This window comes from Streptomyces sp. NBC_01471 (assembly GCF_041438865.1).
Lineage (GTDB): Bacteria > Actinomycetota > Actinomycetes > Streptomycetales > Streptomycetaceae > Streptomyces.
Genome location: NZ_CP109450.1, coordinates 265,531 through 285,109, shown reverse-complemented (window position 1 = coordinate 285,109; position 19,579 = coordinate 265,531). Strand labels below are relative to the sequence as shown.

The 19,579-nt window shown below is 69.1% G+C and carries 8 protein-coding genes; 5 read left to right on the top strand and 3 right to left on the bottom strand.

Annotated features, from left to right (window positions below):
* Positions 1–47 precede the first annotated feature (47 nt).
* Positions 48–10,862, top strand: coding sequence for an amino acid adenylation domain-containing protein (locus tag OG285_RS01255; protein ID WP_371789868.1), 10,815 nt, complete (start codon positions 48–50; stop codon positions 10,860–10,862).
* A gap of 29 nt (positions 10,863–10,891) precedes the next feature.
* Entirely contained in the window at positions 10,892–12,235 is a 1,344-nt protein-coding gene (locus OG285_RS01250) for a cysteate synthase (protein ID WP_371789867.1), read from the top strand.
* A 91-nt stretch (positions 12,236–12,326) separates the two neighbouring features.
* On the opposite strand, the gene OG285_RS01245 is transcribed toward OG285_RS01250, so the two are convergent.
* Complete coding sequence (locus OG285_RS01245; protein ID WP_356835393.1) at positions 12,327–12,668, bottom strand: hypothetical protein; 342 nt, start codon at positions 12,666–12,668, stop codon at positions 12,327–12,329.
* A 503-nt stretch (positions 12,669–13,171) separates the two neighbouring features.
* Between OG285_RS01245 and OG285_RS01240 the strand changes: the two genes are divergently transcribed.
* From OG285_RS01240 to OG285_RS01230, 3 genes are all read left to right on the top strand, one after another.
* Positions 13,172–13,972 (top strand): calcium-binding protein, encoded by an 801-nt coding sequence (locus OG285_RS01240; RefSeq protein ID WP_371789866.1) that lies wholly within the window; start codon positions 13,172–13,174, stop codon positions 13,970–13,972.
* Positions 13,973–14,263: 291 nt separating this feature from the next.
* Positions 14,264–14,893 carry a hypothetical protein gene (locus OG285_RS01235; protein WP_356835397.1) on the top strand — a complete coding sequence of 210 codons (630 nt, stop codon included), beginning with the start codon at positions 14,264–14,266 and terminating at the stop codon, positions 14,891–14,893.
* 61 nt (positions 14,894–14,954) lie between these two features.
* Positions 14,955–15,590 carry a class F sortase gene (locus OG285_RS01230; protein WP_371789865.1) on the top strand — a complete coding sequence of 212 codons (636 nt, stop codon included), beginning with the start codon at positions 14,955–14,957 and terminating at the stop codon, positions 15,588–15,590.
* A gap of 704 nt (positions 15,591–16,294) precedes the next feature.
* Here the strand turns inward: OG285_RS01230 and OG285_RS01225 are convergent.
* Together OG285_RS01225 and OG285_RS01220 are read right to left on the bottom strand one after the other, a co-directional pair.
* The gene (locus tag OG285_RS01225; protein WP_371789864.1) at positions 16,295–18,484 is read right to left on the bottom strand and encodes an NEW3 domain-containing protein; all 2,190 of its coding nucleotides are present in this window, start codon (positions 18,482–18,484) and stop codon (positions 16,295–16,297) included.
* A 138-nt stretch (positions 18,485–18,622) separates the two neighbouring features.
* Positions 18,623–19,192 (bottom strand): hypothetical protein, encoded by a 570-nt coding sequence (locus OG285_RS01220; RefSeq protein ID WP_371789863.1) that lies wholly within the window; start codon positions 19,190–19,192, stop codon positions 18,623–18,625.
* Positions 19,193–19,579: the final 387 nt, after the last annotated feature.

Genomic DNA, 19,579 nt, shown 5'->3' with positions numbered 1-19,579 from the left:
GCACCGGATGGTTGGGGTAACACCGTCGAGCGGTTGGGATGGATGGCGTGGATCGATCTCGTGAGGGGCTCCTCGGGCTGACCGCTGCCCAGGAGGGCATGTGGTTCGTCCAGCACCTGGCTCCGGGAAATCCGGCCTATCGATGCGCGGAGATCCTGGAGATCCGCGGTCCGATCGATGCCGACCTGTTCCAGCGGGCCGCGGAGCAGCTCCTCGAGGAGAACGAGTCGGGCCGGTTCCGGGTAACCGAGACGCCGGACGGCCTGCGCCAGTTCCCGGGCTCCGGCGAGCGGCCGCGGGTGGTGGACCTCAGCGACGAGAACGACCCCTGGGCCGCTGTACAGGCCTGGGCGCACACGGAGTTGGCCCGCCGGGTCGATCTGGAGCGCGACCCGCACAGCACGACGGTCCTGTTCCGCGCCGCCCCCGGCCATTTCTACTGGACACAGGTGTTCCACCACGCTCTCCAGGACGGCCACGGCAACACACTGACCGCGCGCCGCATGGCGGAGATCTACACCGCGATGGCCGAGGGGAGCTCCGCCACGGGCCCGGCCCTGCCCCCGCTCCGGCAGCTGATTGAGGCGGACGAGGCCTACCGCTGCTCCGAGCAGTACGCCCAGGACCGCGAGTTCTGGCGGGAGCAGCTGGCCGACCGGCCCGCACCCGTCACCCTCGCCGGCCGGTCCGCGCCCGCGTCCCACGCAAACCTGCGGCACACCGTGGACCTTCCCCTCGACCAGGCGGCCCGTCTGCGCGGAGTGACCCGGCGTCTCGGTGTGCACTGGCCCGCGCTGGTGATCGCGGCCACCGCGGCCTATCTCCATCTCGCGACAGGGGCCAGGACCGTGGTCCTGGGAATGCCGGTCACCGCCCGCGTGGAGGAGGAGACCCGGTCGGTTCCCGGCATGATGGCGAACATCCTGCCGCTGCGATTGACGGTGGAGCCGGAGAGCAGCCTGCGCGAGTTCGTCCTGGAGACGAGGACGGCCATCAGTGCGGCGCTGCGTCATCAGCGCTACCGGCTGGAGCAGATGAGGCGGGACTGCGGCCTCACCAACTCGGACGAGCCCCTGTACGGCCCTCATGTGAACATCCAGCCGGCCCCGTTCGACATCACGTTCGCCGGTCACCGGACCACCGCGCACAACGTCGCCAACGTTCCCGTCGAGGATCTGTCGTTCGTCGTGCACGACCGCAAGTCGGACGGAATGCACCTCTACGTGGACGCGAATCCGGCGCTGTACCGCGCCGATGACGTCGCTCTGCACGCCGAGAGGTTCGCACGCTTCCTGGACGATCTCGCCACGCTGGACCCGGACAGCCCGCTCGGCGCGGTCGAGCTGCTGGGGGCGGCCGAGCGGCATCGCGTACTGGTGGAGTGGAACGACACCGCGCGCGAAGTGCCGGCCACCACGGTGCCGGACGTCTTCGCCGCCCAGGTGGCCCGCACCCCCGACGCGGTGGCCGTGGCGTCCGGAGCGGAGCGGCTGTCGTACAGGGAGCTGGACGAGCGGTCCAACCGGCTCGCGCGTCTGCTGGCGGATCATGAGGTGGGGCCGGAGTCACCGGTGGCCCTGTTGATGGAGCGCTCGCCGGAGCTTGTCGTCGCGTTGCTGGCGGTGCTGAAGGCGGGTGGCGTGTACGTGCCGCTGGACGCGCGGGCCCCGGCGGAGCGCATGCGACGGCTGCTCGCGGAGACCGGGGCCGGTGTGCTGCTGGTCGACGTCGGTGCGGGCGCGGGCGGTTTCGCGCGGGACGCGGCCAGTGCGGGCGTGCGCGTGGTCGAGGCCGGAGCCGCCACTACCGGTGACGGATCGGCGCTGTCGGCCAGGTGTGTGCCGGATCAGTTGGCGTACATCATGTACACGTCTGGTTCGACCGGGGTGCCGAAGGGGATCGCGGTCACTCATCAGAACGTGGTGGATCTGGCGGGTGACGCGTGCTGGCGTCACGAGGAGCCACTGCGGGTGCTGTTCCGGTCGCCCCATTCCTTCGACGCCTCCACGTATGAGTTGTGGGCGCCGTTGCTGGGTGGTGGGCAGGTGGTGCTGGCACCGGAGGGGCAGTTCGATGCGGCGTTGTTGCGGTCGTTGATCGCGCGGTATGCGCTGACGCATGTTCATGTGACGGCGGGGTTGTTCCGGGTCGTGGCGGAGGAGGATCCGGCCGCGTTCACGGGTGTCGTCGAGGTCAGCACGGGTGGGGACGTCGTACCCGCCGCTGCCGCGCGCCGCGTACTGGAGGCCGCACCGGGGATCACCGTACGGAACACCTATGGTCCGACGGAGATGACGTTGTGTTCTGTGCAGGTTGCGTTTGATTGTCCTGGTGGGGTGGGTCGGGTGTTGCCGATCGGGCGTCCTATGGATAACACGCGGGCTTTTGTGTTGGACGGTGGTTTGGGTTTGGTTCCCGTTGGGGTGGCGGGTGAGTTGTATTTGGCGGGGGTGGGGATGGCGCGTGGGTATGTGGGGCGTGCGGGTTTGACGGCGGAGCGGTTTGTGGCGAGTCCGTTCGGGTGTGGGGAGCGGTTGTATCGCACGGGTGATGTGGTGCGGTGGGGTGTGGGTGGGGTGCTGGAGTTTGTGGGGCGTGTGGATGATCAGGTGAAGATTCGGGGTTTTCGGGTTGAGCCTGCTGAGGTGGAGGCGGTTGTTGTTCTGTGTGAGGGGGTGGCTGAGGCTGCGGTGGTGGTGCGGGAGGGTGTGTCTGGGGATAAGCGGTTGGTTGCTTATGTGGTTGCGGATTCGGTGGGTGTGGGTGGGGGTTTTGCTGGGGTGGTGAGGGAGTTTGTGGGGCGGTTGTTGCCGGATTATATGGTGCCGGCTGCGGTTGTGGTGTTGGATTCGTTGCCGGTGACGGTGAATGGGAAGTTGGATCGTGGGGCTTTGCCGGTTCCGGATTTCGGGTCGGTGTCGGGTGGTGGTCGTGGTCCGGTGTCGGTGCGGGAGGAGATTCTTTCCTCGGCTTTCGCTCAGGTGCTGGGTCTCCAGCGGGTCGGAGTGGAGGACAACTTCTTCGACCTCGGAGGACACTCACTCCTGGCGATCCGCCTGATCAGCAGGATCAGGGCGGCTCTGAACGTCGAGGTCCCGATCAGGCAGGTGTTCGACACGCCGACGGTGGCCGGCCTCGCCCGGCGACTGCGAGGCGCATGTCCTGTCCGCACCCCCCTGGTGGCGGGGCCCAGGCCCGACCGTCCTCCGCTCTCCTTCGCCCAGCAACGGCTCTGGTTCCTTTCGCAGTTGGAAGGCCCGAACACCACCTACAACATTCCGATCGCCGTGCGGCTGACCGGTGCGCTGAACGTGCGGGCACTGTCGGACGCGCTCGCGGACGTGGTGGCCAGGCACGAGGTCCTGCGCACGGTCTACCCGTCGTCGGCCGAGGGGGATCCGTGGCAGCGGATCCTGCCTCCTGAGACGGTGCGCCTGAACCTGCCTGTGGCCGAGGCCTCGCGGGAGGACCTCGACGCACGGGTGACCGAGGCCGCCTCGCACACCTTCGACCTCACGGCGGAACTTCCCGTCCGGGCGGCACTGCTGTCGATCGCGCCGGACCACGACCCGCTCGGTGGCGAGGCGGACCGGCCCCAGGAGCACGTACTCGTTCTGGTCGTGCACCACATCGCGGGAGACGCCTGGTCGATGGGGCCGCTGTGGCGGGACCTGTCGAGGGCCTACGCGGCGCGCCGAACCGGGCGGGCTCCCGCATGGGAGCCGTTGCCGGCGCAGTACGCGGACTTCGCCCTCTGGCAGCGGGCGGTTGCCGACGGCGACGGTGCCTCCGCGCTCGCCTCGCATCTCGCCCACTGGCGGCAGAAGCTGACGGGGGCGCCGGAGGAGATCGTCCTGCCCGCCGACCGACCGCGTCCCGCGGTGGCGAGCCACCGCGGCGGGCGCACCGACGTGCTGGTCCCGGCCGAACTGCACGCTCGCCTGCATGCGTTGGCACAGAGCCGGGGCGCGACGATGTTCATGCTGCTGCAGGCGTCGCTGGCGGCACTGCTGTCGCGGCTGGGCGCCGGCCACGACATCTCGATCGGCAGCCCGGTGGCGGGCCGTACCGACGAAGCCACCGACGACCTGGTCGGGTTCTTCGTCAACACGCTCGTCGTGCGGACCGACGTGTCGGGAGACCCGGCGTTCACCGAGCTCCTCGACCGGGTGCGGGAGACGGTCCTGGACGCCTTCGAGCACCAGGACATCCCCTTCGAGCGGCTGGTCGAGGAGATCGCGCCGCAGCGGTCGATGGCGCGGCACCCGCTGTTCCAGGTGATGCTCGCGGTCCAGAACACCGACACCGCGGCGCTGGAACTGACGGGGCTGCGGACCGAGGAGCGCCCCGCCGGACGGCCCGCGGCCAAGTTCGATCTGGACATCCAGTTCACCGAGCGGTTCGAGCCCGACGGCTCACCGGCCGGTCTTCTCGGTGACATCGTCTATGCCACCGACCTGTTCGACCCGTCCACCGCGGAGGGAATCGCCCACCGGCTCCTGAGGGTGCTGGAGGCCGTCACCACCGACCCCGCGCAGTCCGTCGGCCGGATCGGGATCCTGGGCGACGAGGAGCGGCACCGCCTGCTGACGGAATGGAACGACACGGCGTGCGACGCACCCGTGGGTACGGTGCCGGAGCTGTTCGCGGCCCAGGTGGCACGTACCCCGACGACACCGGCGTTGACGGCCGGGGACCGTGAACTGTCGTATGCGGAGGTGGAGGCCCATTCCAATGTCCTGGCACGGCGGCTCGTGGACCGGGGTGTGGAGCCCGAGGCACGGGTGGCCCTGTTGATGGAGCGCTCGCCGGAGCTTGTTGTCGCGTTGCTGGCGGTGTTGAAGGCGGGTGGTGTGTACGTGCCGCTGGACCTGCGGGCCCCGGCGGAGCGTATGCGGGTGCTGATGGAGGAAGCGACGGCGGAGGTGCTGCTGGTCGACGCCGCGATGAGCGGGCACCGGGCGGTCCACGCGTTCCGTGCGCGGGGCGGTGTGGTCGTGGAGGTCGGGGCGGACGCGTCCGGTGACGGATCAGCACTGCCGCCCCGGGCCGTCCCCGGCCAGTTGGCATACATCATGTACACGTCTGGTTCGACCGGGGTGCCGAAGGGGATCGCGATCACTCATCAGAACGTGGTGGATCTGGCGAGCGACGCGTGCTGGCGTCACGAGGAGCCACTGCGGGTGCTGCTGCGCTCCCCGCATTCCTTCGACTCGTCGACGTATGAGTTGTGGGCGCCGTTGCTGGGTGGTGGGCAGGTGGTGCTCGCGCCGGAGGGGCAGTTCGATGCGGCGTTGTTGCGGTCGTTGATCGCGCGGTATGCGCTGACGCATGTTCATGTGACGGCGGGGTTGTTCCGGGTCGTGGCGGAGGAGGATCCGGCCGCGTTCACGGGTGTCGCCGAGGTCAACACCGGGGGCGACGTCGTACCCGCCATCGCGGCGCGGCGGGTGCTGGAGGCCGTTCCCGGCCTGGTCGTGCGCAATCTCTATGGTCCGACGGAGATGACGTTGTGTTCTGTGCAGGTTGCGTTTGATTGTCCTGGTGGGGTGGGTCGGGTGTTGCCGATCGGGCGTCCTATGGATAACACGCGGGCTTTTGTGTTGGACGGTGGTTTGGGTTTGGTTCCCGTTGGGGTGGCGGGTGAGTTGTATTTGGCGGGTGTGGGGATGGCGCGTGGGTATGTGGGGCCTGCGGGTTTGACGGCGGAGCGGTTTGTGGCGAGTCCGTTCGGGTGTGGGGAGCGGTTGTATCGCACGGGTGATGTGGTGCGGTGGGGTGTGGGTGGGGTGCTGGAGTTTGTGGGGCGTGTGGATGATCAGGTGAAGATTCGGGGTTTTCGGGTTGAGCCTGCTGAGGTGGAGGCGGTTGTTGTTCTGTGTGAGGGGGTGGCTGAGGCTGCGGTGGTGGTGCGGGAGGGTGTGTCTGGGGATAAGCGGTTGGTTGCTTATGTGGTTGCGGATTCGGTGGGTGTGGGTGGGGGTTTTGCTGGGGTGGTGAGGGAGTTTGTGGGGCGGTTGTTGCCGGATTATATGGTGCCGGCTGCGGTTGTGGTGTTGGATTCGTTGCCGGTGACGGTGAATGGGAAGTTGGATCGTGGGGCTTTGCCGGTTCCGGATTTCGGGTCGGTGTCGGGTGGTGGTCGTGGTCCGGTGTCGGTGCGGGAGGAGATTCTTTCCTCGGTTTTCGCTCAGGTGCTGGGTCTCCAGCGGGTCGGAGTGGAGGACAACTTCTTCGATCTCGGAGGACACTCACTGCTCGCCGTGGCGCTCGTGGAGCGGCTGCGGGCCCGGGGCATCCCGGTCGACGTACGCACCCTCTTCGCGGCGCCCACCGTGGCCCGGCTGGCCGCCGCCGAGGTCCGCGACGAGGTCGAGGTGCCACCGTGCCTGATCCCGGAACAGGCGTCGGCGATCACACCCGGGATGGTGCCGTTCTCCGGGCTGTCCGCCCGCGAGCTGGCTGACGCGGTGGCTGGTGTGCCCGGCGGCGCCGCGAACGTGGCAGACGTCTACCCACTGGCTCCCCTGCAGGAGGGGCTCTTCTTCCACCACCAGTTGGAGGCCCGGGACGGCCACGACCCCTACCTTCTCCAGCAGGTCCTGCGGTTCGACTCCCGGGCGCGCCTCGACGCCTTCCTGGCCGCCTGGCAGCACGTCGTCGACCGGCACGACGTGCTGCGTACCGCCCTGGCCTGGCAGGGGCTGCCCCACCCGGTACAAGTGGTGTACCGGCACGCCGGGATTCCGGTGACCGAGGTCGATCCCGGCCGGGCGGCCGGCGACGGCACGACGCGCCTGCTGACCGAGGCCGCCGGGACCGCTCTGGACCTGAACCGTGCCCCGCTGATGGACGCGCACATCGCGGCGGAGCCGGGCAGCGGCCGGTGGATCATGTTGCTGCGGATGCACCACATCATCCAGGACCACACCGCGCTGGAGGTGATGCTCGACGAGGTACGGGAGTTCCTCGCGGGAAGGCAGGACGCGTTGCCCGCACCGTTGCCCTACCGCGCCTTCGTCGCGCAGGCCCTGCTCGGCATCCCGCAGCAGGAGCACGAGGCGCACTTCGCGGGACTCCTCGGCGACGTCACCGAACCGACCGCGCCGTTCGGTGTGGAGCGGGCACGAGGAGACGTCGGCGTTGTCAGCGAGGCCCGGGGCACGGTGGACGACGGACTCGCGGCCCGGGTGCGCGAGCAGGCGCGCCGGTACGGGGTCAGTCCCGCGACGCTCTTCCACGTGATCTGGGCCCGGACACTGGCCGCCGTCTCGGGACGCGACGACGTCGTGTTCGGCACCGTGCTGTTCGGCCGGATGCGGGCCGGAGCCGGGGCGGACCGGGTCCCCGGCCTGTTCATCAACACGCTGCCCGTACGGGCCCGCACCGGAGGCGTGACGGTGGCGGAAGCGGTCGGCGCCATGCGGGCCCAGCTGGCCGACCTGCTCGTACACGAGCACGCGCCCCTCGCGCTGGCCCAGCGGGCCAGTGGTGTCGCCGCCCCGGCTCCGCTCTTCACCGCCCTCTTCAACTACCGGCACAGTGACGCCCGTCAGGTCCGCGCGTTCGACGGTGTCGAGGTGCTCTCGGCGAAGGGGCGGACCAACTATCCCCTCACGGTGTCCGTGGACGACCTCGGGTCGGGGTTCGTGGTCGTCGCGCAGGCAGCGGAGCCGATCGATCCCCGGTCGGTGCGCGCCCTGTTCCTGGCCGCGGCCGAGGGAGTGGTGTCCGCCCTGGAGTCCGAGCCCGGCACCCCGCTGTGCCGGGTCTCCGTCCTGGGCGAGGCCGAGCGGCACCGCGTCCTGGTGGAATGGAACGACACGGCCCGTGAGGTGCCCGCCGTGACGGTGCCGGAACTGATCGCCGAACAGGCCGCTCGTACCCCGGATGCCGTCGCGGTGGTGTCGAGCGACGCCCGACTGACGTACACCGAACTCCAGGAGCGGTCGAACGAACTGGCCCGGTTGCTCATCGCCCGGGGAGTGCGGCCCGAGTCGCGCGTAGCGGTGGTCATGCAGCGATCCGCCGCACTGGTCGTCGCCTACCTGGCGGTGCTCAAGGCCGGCGGCGCGTACGTGCCCATCGACCCGGCGTACCCGGCGGAGCGGATCGCGGGCACGACGGCCGACGCCGGGGTGGTCGCCGTACTCACCCACACATCGGTGGCGGACCGGCTGGACGCCGCCGTTCCCGAGGGGCCCGGGGCGCCGTTCCGTATCGTCCTCGGCACGCCCGGAGTCTCCGCCGAGCTGGCCGCCGCGGGCAAGCAGGCGCTCGCCGACACGGAGTGCCGGGCCCGGCTGCGGCCGGAGCATCCCGCGTACGTGATCTACACCTCCGGCTCGACCGGCCGTCCCAAGGGCGTCGTGATCGAACACCGGTCGGTCGTCGCCTACCTGGCCCGGGAGCGTGAGGTGCACGGTGATGTGGCGGGGGGCGCCTCCCTGCTCCACGCCTCGATCTCGTTCGACGCGACGGTGACCGCCCTGTACGTCCCACTGGTCTCCGGCGGGGCCGTACGGCTGGCGGACCTGGACGAGGAGGTGGTCTTCGGACCGCGGCCGTCGTACATGAAGGTGACCCCGTCGCACCTCCCCCTGCTGGCGGCGCTCCCGCCCGGGGCATCCCCGTCCGGCACGCTGATCGTGGGTGGGGAGGCGCTGTCCGGAGAGGTGCTCGACCCGTGGCGGCGCCGCCACCCGGACGCCGTCGTGGTGAACGCCTACGGCCCCACCGAGGTGACGGTGAACTGCCTCGACCACCGGATGGAGCCCGGTACACCGACACCGCGGGGGCCTGTGCCGGTCGGACGCCCCTACTGGAACACCCGGGTGTACGTGCTCGATGCCGGGCTGTGCCCCGTACCACCGGGCGTACCCGGCGAACTGTACGTGGCGGGGGCCCATGTGGCGCGCGGCTATCTGGGCCGGGCCGCGCTGACGGCGGAGCGTTTCGTCGCCGACCCCTACGGTTCCGGGGAACGGATGTACCGCACCGGTGACGTGGTGAAGTGGAGCCCCGAGGGGCTGGTGGAATTCGTCGGCCGCGCCGACCACCAGGTCAAGATCCGCGGCTTCCGGATCGAGTTGGCCGAGATCGAGGCGGCGCTCGTCGCCGACGCGCGGGTCTCCCGAGCCGTGGTGGTGGTGCGGGAGGACACGCCAGGAGACAAACGCCTGACCGCTTACGCCGTCCCGGCCGCCCCCGGCGGGGACGTCAGCGCCGCGGTACTGCGGGCGGCCGTCGCCGACCGGCTGCCGGCCCATATGGTGCCTGCCGCCGTGGTCGTCCTGGACGCGCTGCCGCTCACGGTGAACGGGAAGCTGGACCGGCGGGCCCTGCCCGTGCCCGAGTATCCGGCCGAGGTGGCGGGCCGGGAGCCGCGGTCGCGGCGCGAGGCGGAACTGTGCGAACTGTTCGCCGAGGTACTCGGCGTCGAGCGGATCGGCATCGACGACAGTTTCTTCCTCCTCGGGGGCCACTCGCTGCTCGCCACCCGGCTGGTCGGGATCGTCAACGCACGTCTGGCCGCGGCCCTGCCACTCAAGGCGGTCTTCGAACACGACACCGTCGCGGCGCTCGCGCCCCTGCTGGACGCGGCCCCGGCCTCCGGGGCGGTGAGCCTGCCCGCCGCCGCGGACCAGCTCGTCGCCGACGTCCACCTCGACCCGGCCATCACGGCCGAGGCACACACACCCCGGGTCCCGGACGGGCAGGCCCCGACGAGCGTGCTCCTCACCGGCGCCACGGGTTTCCTCGGCTCGTTCATCCTTCGCGAGGTGCTGGACCGGACGGCCGCGGAGGTCTTCTGCCTGGTGCGTGCGGCCGATCCGGACGAGGCCCTGAAGCGGATCCATCGCACCATGGACGGATACGGACTCTGGGAGGAGCGGTTCGCGGGGCGGATCGTCCCCGTCCCGGGGGATCTGGAGCAGCCCCTCCTGGGACTGGCGCAGGAGCGCTTCGACCACCTCGCGCGACAGGTCGACGCCATCTTCCACAACGGCGCCCGGGTCAACCTCACCGAACCGTACGCACGACTCAGGAACGCCAACGTGTCGGCCGTACGCGAGATCTGCCGGCTGGCCGCCCTGCACCGGGTCAAGCCGGTGCACTACGTCTCCACGATCAGCACGGCCATCGCGGGCCCCGACGACCCCGAGGTCCTGCCCGAGGGATGGCGCAGCGATCCTGCCCTGCTGGAGTTCAGCGGTTACGCCGCGAGCAAGTGGGTCGCGGAGGGGATCATCCGCCTCGCGAACGAACGGGGCATCCCGACGGCCGTCTACCGCCCTGCGCACGTCAGCGGGGACTCCCGGACCAGCGTGGTGAGCGGCGACGACGCGCTCTGGCACTTCCTCAGGGCCTGCGTCGAGCTGGGCGCACGACCGGCCACGCGGGTCGACTTCCAGGCGAACCTGGTACCCGTGGACTTCGTGGCCAAGGCGTTCGCCCACCTCGCGCTCAGCGGACGGGCGGACGGAACGGTCTACAACATCGCCGCCCCGGCCGCGACCGAGACCGTCACCATGCTGGACCAGGTGTCCGCCCTCGGCTATCCGCTGAAGCCCGTCCCGTACGAGGAGTGGCAGAAGCGGCTCGGGGACGCGGCGCTGAAGACGCCGGTGTCCGATCGGACGTCGCTCCACGCCGCCCTGCTGCTGGACAGCGCGCCGCGGCCCACCACCGGGGCGTACCGGCTCCGGACCGACCTCAACAACCTCCTGCGCGGGCTGGCCGGCACTCAGGTCATCGGAACCCCCGTCGGGTCCGAACTGCTGCACCAGTACCTCAGGTACTTCATCGAGACGGGTTTCCTGCCGAGGCCGCCGGAGGATGTTCACGAGAGCGGTGCGTGATGCCGACCGGCCGAGCAGAGGGAACACCCGTGAGCGCGCAGGCCTTTGTCCAGAACAGCACGGTACCGACGCCCCCCGAACGTCACTACGACCTCGTCTGCCCGGCCTGTGGCCACACCATGGCCGACGACGGACTCACACTGAGATGTCCCGAGGACCACGCACCGGCACTCCTGCGCACCCGCTACCGCGACCAGGAACCCGCCGTGAGTCCCGAATCCGACGGCCTGTACCGATACCGGCGCTGGCTGCCGGTCGTACGCACCCTTCCCGGAGCCGGCGGGACGGTCGTCTACCGTAGCGAGGGCCTGGGGCGCGCTCTCGGCCTCGGTGACCTGTGGATCGCGTTCAACGGCTACTGGCCGGAACGCGGCGCCGATCTGCGGACCGGCACGTTCAAGGAGCTCGAGGCCTACGCCGTCTTCGGCCGGCTGCCCGAGCGGCCCCCCGTCCTGGTCGTACCGTCCGTCGGCAACACCGCCGCCGCGTTCGCGTCCGTGTTCTCCAGGACCGATGTGGAGTGCCTGCTCGTCGTACCGGGCAGTGGACTGCACCGGTTCGCCACGGTCCCCGGCATCGCGCCCACCGTCCGGCTGGTGTCGATCACGGGTGGCGACTACGACGACGCCATCGAACTGGCCGAACGGGTCTCGGCGTTGCCGGGATTCCGGGCCGTCGGCGGGGCATGGAACGTCGCCCGGCGCGACGGTCTCGCCACGGTCCTGCTGTCCGCGGTCGAGGCGATGGGAGCGCTGCCCGAGGTCTATGTCCAGGCCGTCGGGAGCGCGGTCGGGGCGATCGCGGTCCACGAGGCGGCCACCCGGCTGATCGCCTCCGGCCGCTACGGCCCGGCGACCCCGCGGCTGCTGATGTGCCAGAACGAGGGAGTCGCACCGGTTCACCGCCTGTGGCACGGATGCCCCGAAGCGCGCCGTCCGGTTGGCAAGGAGGAGCGCCGTGCCGCGACCGGCCGCGTGTACGCGGACGAACTCGTCAACCAGCACCCTCCGTACTCCCTCACCGGAGGCATCGAGGAGGCGTTGCGGACGAGCGGCGGAGACGTCCTTCCCTGCCCCGGCGAGGATGCCCGTGCAGCCACCGAACTCTTCGCGCGGACCGAGGGGATCGACATCGAACCCGCGGCGGCGGTTGCCGTCGCCTGCCTCGGCCGCTCAGTGCGGGAGGGCCGCGTATCCAGCGGCACCCGCGTCCTTCTGAACATCACCGGCGGTGGCCGTGCGCGCTTGTCCGCCGGGATGCGGGACGACCGCGCAGCCCGGCCGGTCCTGCGCCTCGACCCCTCCACGCTGGAATCCCCCGGCACTCTCCAGCGGATCCGGGAACTGTTCCCCGCGGCGGATGTGTCCGCCTGAGTACCGCATGGGGAGAGCCGGGGGCCGGGTGTGCCGTGCGGTGTGGCGAAGGAGCGGTCACGCGAGAGAGCGGAGCGCCGGGTTCCGGTAATCAGGGCGAGGCATGGCCACCGATCGTCAGCTCGACGTCGTCTCCCGCACGGATGAACTCCCGGATCAGCCAGGAGCGGCCGTCGATGGAGGTACCGGCGCCGGTGGTGTAGGCCGGGACGGCGAGTACGGGGCCCATCGGGTCCGCGGTGCGCAACTCGGCGTCGGTTTCCACGTCATCGGACAGACGCAGTTCGAGCTCGACCGACCACGGGTCTTCTGCGAAGGCACGGGGGTCGGACAGTCCCTGGATGCGGCAGCGGGCTCCCGGAAAAAGGTGTGTGTGACCGCATACGGCGAGGAAGGTGTCCGCTTCGGTCGGTCCGGTGGAGGGCTGGGTCATGACGGGGCTCCGGAATCCGAGGTGACAGGCCCTGGACAGTCTGGTGGCCCGGGTGAACGAGCAGCGCCGACGCACAGTGCCCCTGTGCCCCTGTCACCCGGTCGGGTCTGCGGAATGCCCGAAACGACGTGACACGGCTGTGTTCACGGACAACTGCCCGGCCGAACCGGCCGGGATCAGCGCCTCGCCCTCATGAATTCAATCGGGATCACGTATTACGGGAAATTGTCGAATCGATGATGCGTGGCCCAACACCGCTGGCCGGCACGGTTCCTGATACGTGCGCCAGGAATCCGTGATGAATTCCCAAGCGACCCGGGCCACAACCAACTGAAAACCTCGGCGGTCACACGTGGTTGTAAGGAACACATACGTCTCACGGAGGTTATGCAATGCTCTCTCGCCTCGTCGGCCGCCGGGTTTACCGCACTGCGTCGGCAGTGACACTGGCTCTAGGTGCGCAGCTGGCCGCTCCGTTCTTTCTGGCGGGCCCCGCCGGCGCAGTGACATCGTCTGCGACCGCCGCGCTCAGCCCGACCGATCACGCGATCCTCTACACCGCCGCCCCCGGTCAGACCAACAAGGTGACCGTCACCGCGTCGATGCCCCACGGCTCCGAAGAGGTCACCTACGTGATCGATGACAGTGTTGCTGTCAGCGTGGGAGACGGTTGCTCCTACGTCGATACCACGGACCGCACCAAGGTGTCCTGCACCGTCTTCGCCCTGGACACCCAGGACCCTTACGCCACGCTGAAGTTGTCCCTCGGCGACGGTGACGACACCCTCGCCTACGTCAACGCCAGCGACCAGACGTACTACTTCGCCTCGGCAGACCTGGGCGGCGGCGCGGACACCGCGACCCAGAGCGGAGGCGTCGACGGCAACAGCATCAACGGAGGGGCGGGCTCCGACAACCTCTCGGTGGGCGCTGCCGGGGTGGTCAGTGGCGGTGACGGCAACGACACGATCCACGCCGGCCGCGGCAGCGTCGCGCAGGGCGGCGACGGCAACGACACGATCTACTCCGACGGGGAGGACAGCGCGGTCGACGGCGGCAGGGGCGACGACGTGATCCACGGAGGAGCGGAGAGGCAGAGCCTGTCCGGCAGCGACGGCAACGACACGATCTACGGCGGTGCCGGCGACGACTACCAGTACGGCGGCAAGGGCAACGACATCCTGTACGGCAACAGCGGTAACGACACGCTGTACGGAAACAGCGGCGACGACACGCTGTACGGCGGCTCCGGCGCGGACACCCTCTCCGGCGGCCCCGGCAAGAACGTCGTCCATCAGGACTGACGCTTCACAGCCCGGGGCACCGCACGCTCAGCCATGCGGTGCCCCGGGCGCAACCGGCGGGCCGTGCACGGCTACGAGTGACCGGTCGTGGCGGCCACGGTGCCCTTCAGCGCGGTGGCGCATCTGTCCGGTGCTGGGGAGGTCGGGCTTCGAGACAGATCCCACCCTGCGCCAAACGGGTGCTGTTTACGGCTTATTTACGTGTTCTCCTTCATTTTCAGCCTTGGTAATGACATGTAGTCATATGCCAGTCATTCGTATGACAATCATCCCGGCTTGAAGGAGCCCCGCGTGATCACCACTAGCCCCTCCTCCCACTCCGCTGTCGTCCGTACGGGCATGGCAGCTCTTGCCGCCCTCGCTCTCACGGGTGTCTCCCTGGCGGCAGCCTCGTCCGCCGCTGCGGCTCCCGGCGACAGCGGAGATGTGCGTATCCACAAGCCGGGCACCAGCGGGAGCGATACCCGGGACGCGACCACGGTCTGCAGGTTCAACCTGGCGGCGGCCAACTTCGGGCCCGACCTGGCGACCATCCCCTGGACGATCAAGCCGGCCCCTCCGAACCCGAACCTCCCGTCCTTGGTGAGCAGTCTGCCGGTGCTGAACGGCTCCGGAACCACCACGAACCTCGCGCTACCCAACGGCCAGTATCAGCTCACCTGGACTGCACCGGGGGCCAAGTCCAAGAGCTTCAGAGTTGACTGCCCCCAGCAGGGCCACCCCGGCAGCAGCAGCCACGCGGTGCACCACACGTTCCCCTCCGGCGCGGTACACGCGGGAGGTGGTGGAGTTCCCGGCGTCCAGAACACCGCAGCCGACCCCAGCTCGCCCGTCGGGCCCCTGCTCGTGACGGGGGCACTGGGAGCAGCAGGACTGATCTTCGTCCGCCGCGCTCGCCGTCGCGCCCATGGTGCGGCGTAATCCGCCCTACCGCCGCCGACGAGGGCCAAGTCGCGCCTGCCGCCTTTCCATCACGGCAAGTGTGACGTTCTCGCTGGTGACCGGCATCGTCTGGGCGTGCAGCGACTCACCCGACGAGCCGCCGGTCACCAGCGCAGCGAGCGCACCGCACCCCGGGCCGCCCGCTGCGCCGGTCACCAGGGCAGGGAGCACGCCGCATTCCGGGGCGCGGGCTGCCTCGCCGCATGGGCCGCTGCCGGCCGCGACGCCGCTGAAGCTGGCCATTCCGTCAATGGTGATCGAAGCTCCGGTCATCGGCCTGAAACTTGACCGGCACGGCCGCCTGAACACACCTCCGATGAGCAAACCTCACGAGGTCGGCTGGTACAGGGGTGGAACGGCACCCGGAGCAGCGGGTACAGCAGTCATCGTCGGACACCGGGACACCCGCACCGGGCCCGCCATCTTCCTGAACCTCAACGCCCTACGCCCCGGCGATGTCGTCAACATCACGCGAGCCGACCACCGGACTGCGGTCTTCAGCGTCGACTCCGTGAAGACGTTCAAGACGAAGAAGTTCCCCGACGCCAAGGTGTACGGAGCCACCGGACGGCCCGAACTGCGGCTGCTGACGTGCGGCGGCACCTTCAACAAGAAGAGCGGGTACGGCGCCAACGTGGTCGTGTTCGCACATCTCAAGGCCGTCAGGAAGGCGTGATGGCGGCTCTGCGCCGTCCGGATCCTTGCCCGCGGTTCAGTGATTCCTGGACGTCAACGGGATGGAACCTGCGTGTGGTTGGGTGCCTGAGCAGGTGAAACACCTGCTCAGGCACCCTCTTCCTGTGTCTGGAAGAAGCCCGGCTTCTTCGGTGAGTACGACACCAGGAGGTTCTCCGTCTGCTGGTGGTACGGACGCTGCGCTCTTCTGACCAGCAAGGATGCTGGTCCGGTGCGTTGAACACGGGAAGTAGGGCTGGTTGATCCGCTCAGCATGATTCACCGTCTCAGCCGAGAAAGGGCAGGGTCATCACACTTGCTGCGCCAGACGTGAGCGGCTCGGCTTCATCTGGAGCCTCGGGGGTCGACCTCCATCGCCTCGTGGGCTTCAAGTGCGACGGCATCCAGAGCCAACGCGCCCGAGTCTGGTCCGAGCCGGTGGTGAAGACGACGGTTGCCAGGGGCGCCTCAGCGCCCCTGGCAACGTGCGTGAGCGGCAGCGGCACGCGTGGCCGTCGAACTCAACAGCCGCCCACGCGAAACGCTCGGCTGGGAAACCCAGCCGCGCGCCTCGCTGAGCTACTGGACCTAGCCAGCCGGCCAGCGGTGTTGCAACGGCCCCTCGGATCCGCCACGCCCTGGGGTTTCGTCCTTTCGCTGATGATCACTGATGACCTGATCCAGTACCGGAGCAGGTCCGGACCTCTACTGTGCCGTGATCGCGAAGATGTGCAGGGCGTCCTCGTCCGGGAGAGTCACCGTGCGGATTGTCTTGCCTGCGTCGAGCGGTACGGAGTTTCCGAACAGCTTGTAACCGCCGCCGAAGTTGGCGGGGCCCTGCGGTGTGTTGCGGTGATCGGTCGTGGCGACCGTCGTGGCGCCGTACTCGGTGCCCGCCGTGCAGCACCAGTTGGGCAGCCCGAGATCGCCGCTGCTGGTGGTGCCGTCGGTGTACGTGACGGTCACCTTGCCCTCTGCGGCACCTGCCTCGGCGCCCAGGAACCACAGCTTCGCCCCGCTGCCTGCCATGGTGATCACCTGACCCGCTGTGGCCACGTTGTCCGGTGTGCCGGGTGCGGTCTTCGGGAACGCCCAGCTGACACCGTCCTTGGTGACCGTGCTTCCCGGTGTCACACCCGCGGTGGCCAGTGCCTGGGCGGAGTAACTGTCACCGCCGCCGTCGAAATTGCCCAGCGTGTAGTTGCCGTCCGCCGGTGGGGCGTCCTCGCTGGTGACACCGACATTGTTGAAAGCGTCCGCCAGAGCCGGATAGGGCACGACCGACACGACGGAACCCTGTCCGCTCGTGCGGGACTCGCCGGCGGATCCTGCTCGGTACCGGGCAGTTGCGCTCAGCGTGACGGTCGTCGTTCCCGGCTTCGCCTCCGGGCCCTTCACCGTGAAGTTCGCTCCGGCGGAGCCACCGGGGGCGATGCGGCCGAGCCGTGCCTTCGCCGGGCTGACCGACCATCCCTGCGGCACGTTGACCTCAAGCGCGGCCGCGGACAGCCCCCCGGGGCCGTGGTCGGCCAGAGTGACCTGCCAGGTCGAGGACGTCCCCTCGCCGCCCGTCCGCTTCCAGGTGATCGCGGTGGCCGGCGGCACCTTGTGTGCCTGCCCGGCGTGTATCCGGTACAGGACGGTGCCATGAGCGGGGACATTCGCCGCGATGGCACCCGTGGACTGTGTGGTCCGCTTCGACCAGAGGTCCTTCAGCAGATAGGAGGATCCTTTCGGGAGCCCGGCTTTGGCCGCCGTGGTCGTGATGGTCTTTGCCTGGTCCGAGGAGTTGAAGAGTGCCACGGCCCTGTCCCCGCCGCGAAGCTTCTTCGACAGCACGTCATAGCCGTCGCCCTGCTGGACGATGCGGCCCTGTAGACCTGTCGGATCCTGGTCGACCGCGATGACATCACGGTTACCGAGAACGGACAGGGCATCAGGAGACGCCTTGGCCAGATCGGTACTGGAGATCAGCGGCGCGGCCATCACCGACCACAGTGACATCTGGCTTCGGATTTCGTCACCGGTCAGCCGGGACTGGCCGGCGAGCAGGAAGTCCGGGTCGTTCCAGCGGCCGGGGCTCTGCAGGTCGGCGAGCGGCACGTTGTAGCCGTAGTTGTACTTGATCGAGGACCACTTGGAACTCGCCGAGGCTGATTCCATCGCGACGTCGGCGCCCTCTCGCCACAGATTGCCCACCTGGGCCGACCAGCCGATGACGTCGTGCCAGTCCTTCTCGCCCTCGAAGTACGCGGGGGCAGAGACGGAGAAGGTGATGGGTCTGCCGGTGCGCAGGAGAGCCTTGCTCATGTCGCCGTAAACCGAGTGGTAGACCTCGTTGGGTGTCTGGCTGTCGCTCTCGGGCACGTTGCAGCCGTCGAGCTTCAGATAGTCGACGCGCCAATGGGCGAAGAGGTCGGCGTCCTGCTGGATGTGGCCGTATGAGCCGGGATATCCACCGCAGGTGGAGGTGCCCGCATCCTCATAGATGCCGAACTTCAGTCCCATCGCGTGCAGTTGCCGACCGATGTAGGCCATTCCGTGCGGGAAGCGGTCGGGGTCGGGGACCAGGTCGCCGGCGGCGTTTCTGCTGTGTGACATCCAGCAGTCGTCGGTGGTGACCGTGTTGTAGCCCTTCGCGGCGAGACCGGAAGAGACCAGGGCCCGGGCGTTGGACAGGACGGTGGCCTCGTCGATGTCGCAGCCGTAGTAGGACCAGTTGTTCCAGCCCATGGGCGGGGTCGGGGCGAGATTCGGGTAGGAGCTCACCGAAGCATTGGCACTTCCCGCACCCTGCGCGGGAAGCGGGGTGCCCGCCGCCGCAGCGGACGGGCCGGCGAGCCCGCCCAGGGCGAGTGCGGTGGCCGTCGCCAGGGCGTACAGGCTCCGTCGCAATGATGCAGGGATCGGGGTCGTTCTCGCGGACAAGGCGTCTCCCGTCATCGTGCGCGCCTCAGTGACGGCGCGATGGCCAACACCGTGCCTCCGTAAGTTCATTTGTGCAAGATGCCATCGAGTTTCTTGCATAAAAAGTCATCTTGGCGGCGCCCAGGATCGGAGTGGGGATCCGGCCCGCACCAGGGCGGCGGGCACGTCCTGCTCAGCCTCGGACGGTTTCGAAGGCCAGGGCTGCGGTGTCGCCGGCGAGCCGGTTGCACTGAAGATCCGCTCGTACTCCACCGCGTCGATGGTGCCGTCGCCCTCGTGGTCGAGTACCTCCGTGAGCGAGTCCAGGGCGCGCAGGGCGGACTCCTTGAAGGGGGCCCCAGGGACGAGCTGGCCGTCACCGTCCAGGTCGGCGCACAGGGAGAAGGCCTTGACTTCCGCGATGCCGGCCAGGGCGAATTCCAGGAGCACCGCATCGAGCCGGGCCTCGTCGATCTTCAGGTCGTAGGCGATCTCGTCCTTGCGTGCGCGGGCGAACAGGCGTGTCGCGTAGGCACGGTTGCCGTTGGAGTGGAAGGCCCGGGCCGCGTGCTCCAGGAAGACGCCGAGTGCTCCGGGAAGACGGGGAGGAAGTGGGGCAACGAGGCTGCCAGCCGATCGGCCGGAGCGACGACAGCGTCGAAGGCGGCTTGAGGCTTGCTTCGGATCCTGCGGCATGCGCGGTCGAGTTCCGGCATGAGAGCCAGGGCACGGTGGCCGTCCTGAGGGTGGTGTATCAGGACCCACTCCAGGAAGCCGACGGCCCGGCGCCGGGTGATGCCGACCGTGGCCGGTTCTCCGTCGGGGAGTAGTCCCTGAAAGACAGCGATGCGGTCATCCGCCTCACTCAGGTCCGCACCAGTCAGGCGCACCACGACGCGGTCGTCCTGGAGTGCCGGGTGCCGGTAGGCGCGGGTCGTGAGGTCCACGGCCCGCGGACCGACGTTCGGTGTGCCGACAGGAGGAGTTCGTTCTCGGGGGTCGGGTCCGTCCCGGTCACTGATGTGAGGGTGGTGTTGTTCACGCGTTCTCGTCCTCCTCGGTGGTGCCGCCTTCGTACAGTGC

What these genes read in the sequence shown, in the direction of transcription:
- OG285_RS01220 (WP_371789863.1), bottom strand. Translation starts at nt 19,192, where the DNA reads ATGCCGCAGGATCCGAAGCAAGCCTCAAGCCGCCTTCGACGCTGTCGT.
- OG285_RS01245 (WP_356835393.1), bottom strand. Translation starts at nt 12,668, where the DNA reads ATGACCCAGCCCTCCACCGGACCGACCGAAGCGGACACCTTCCTCGCC.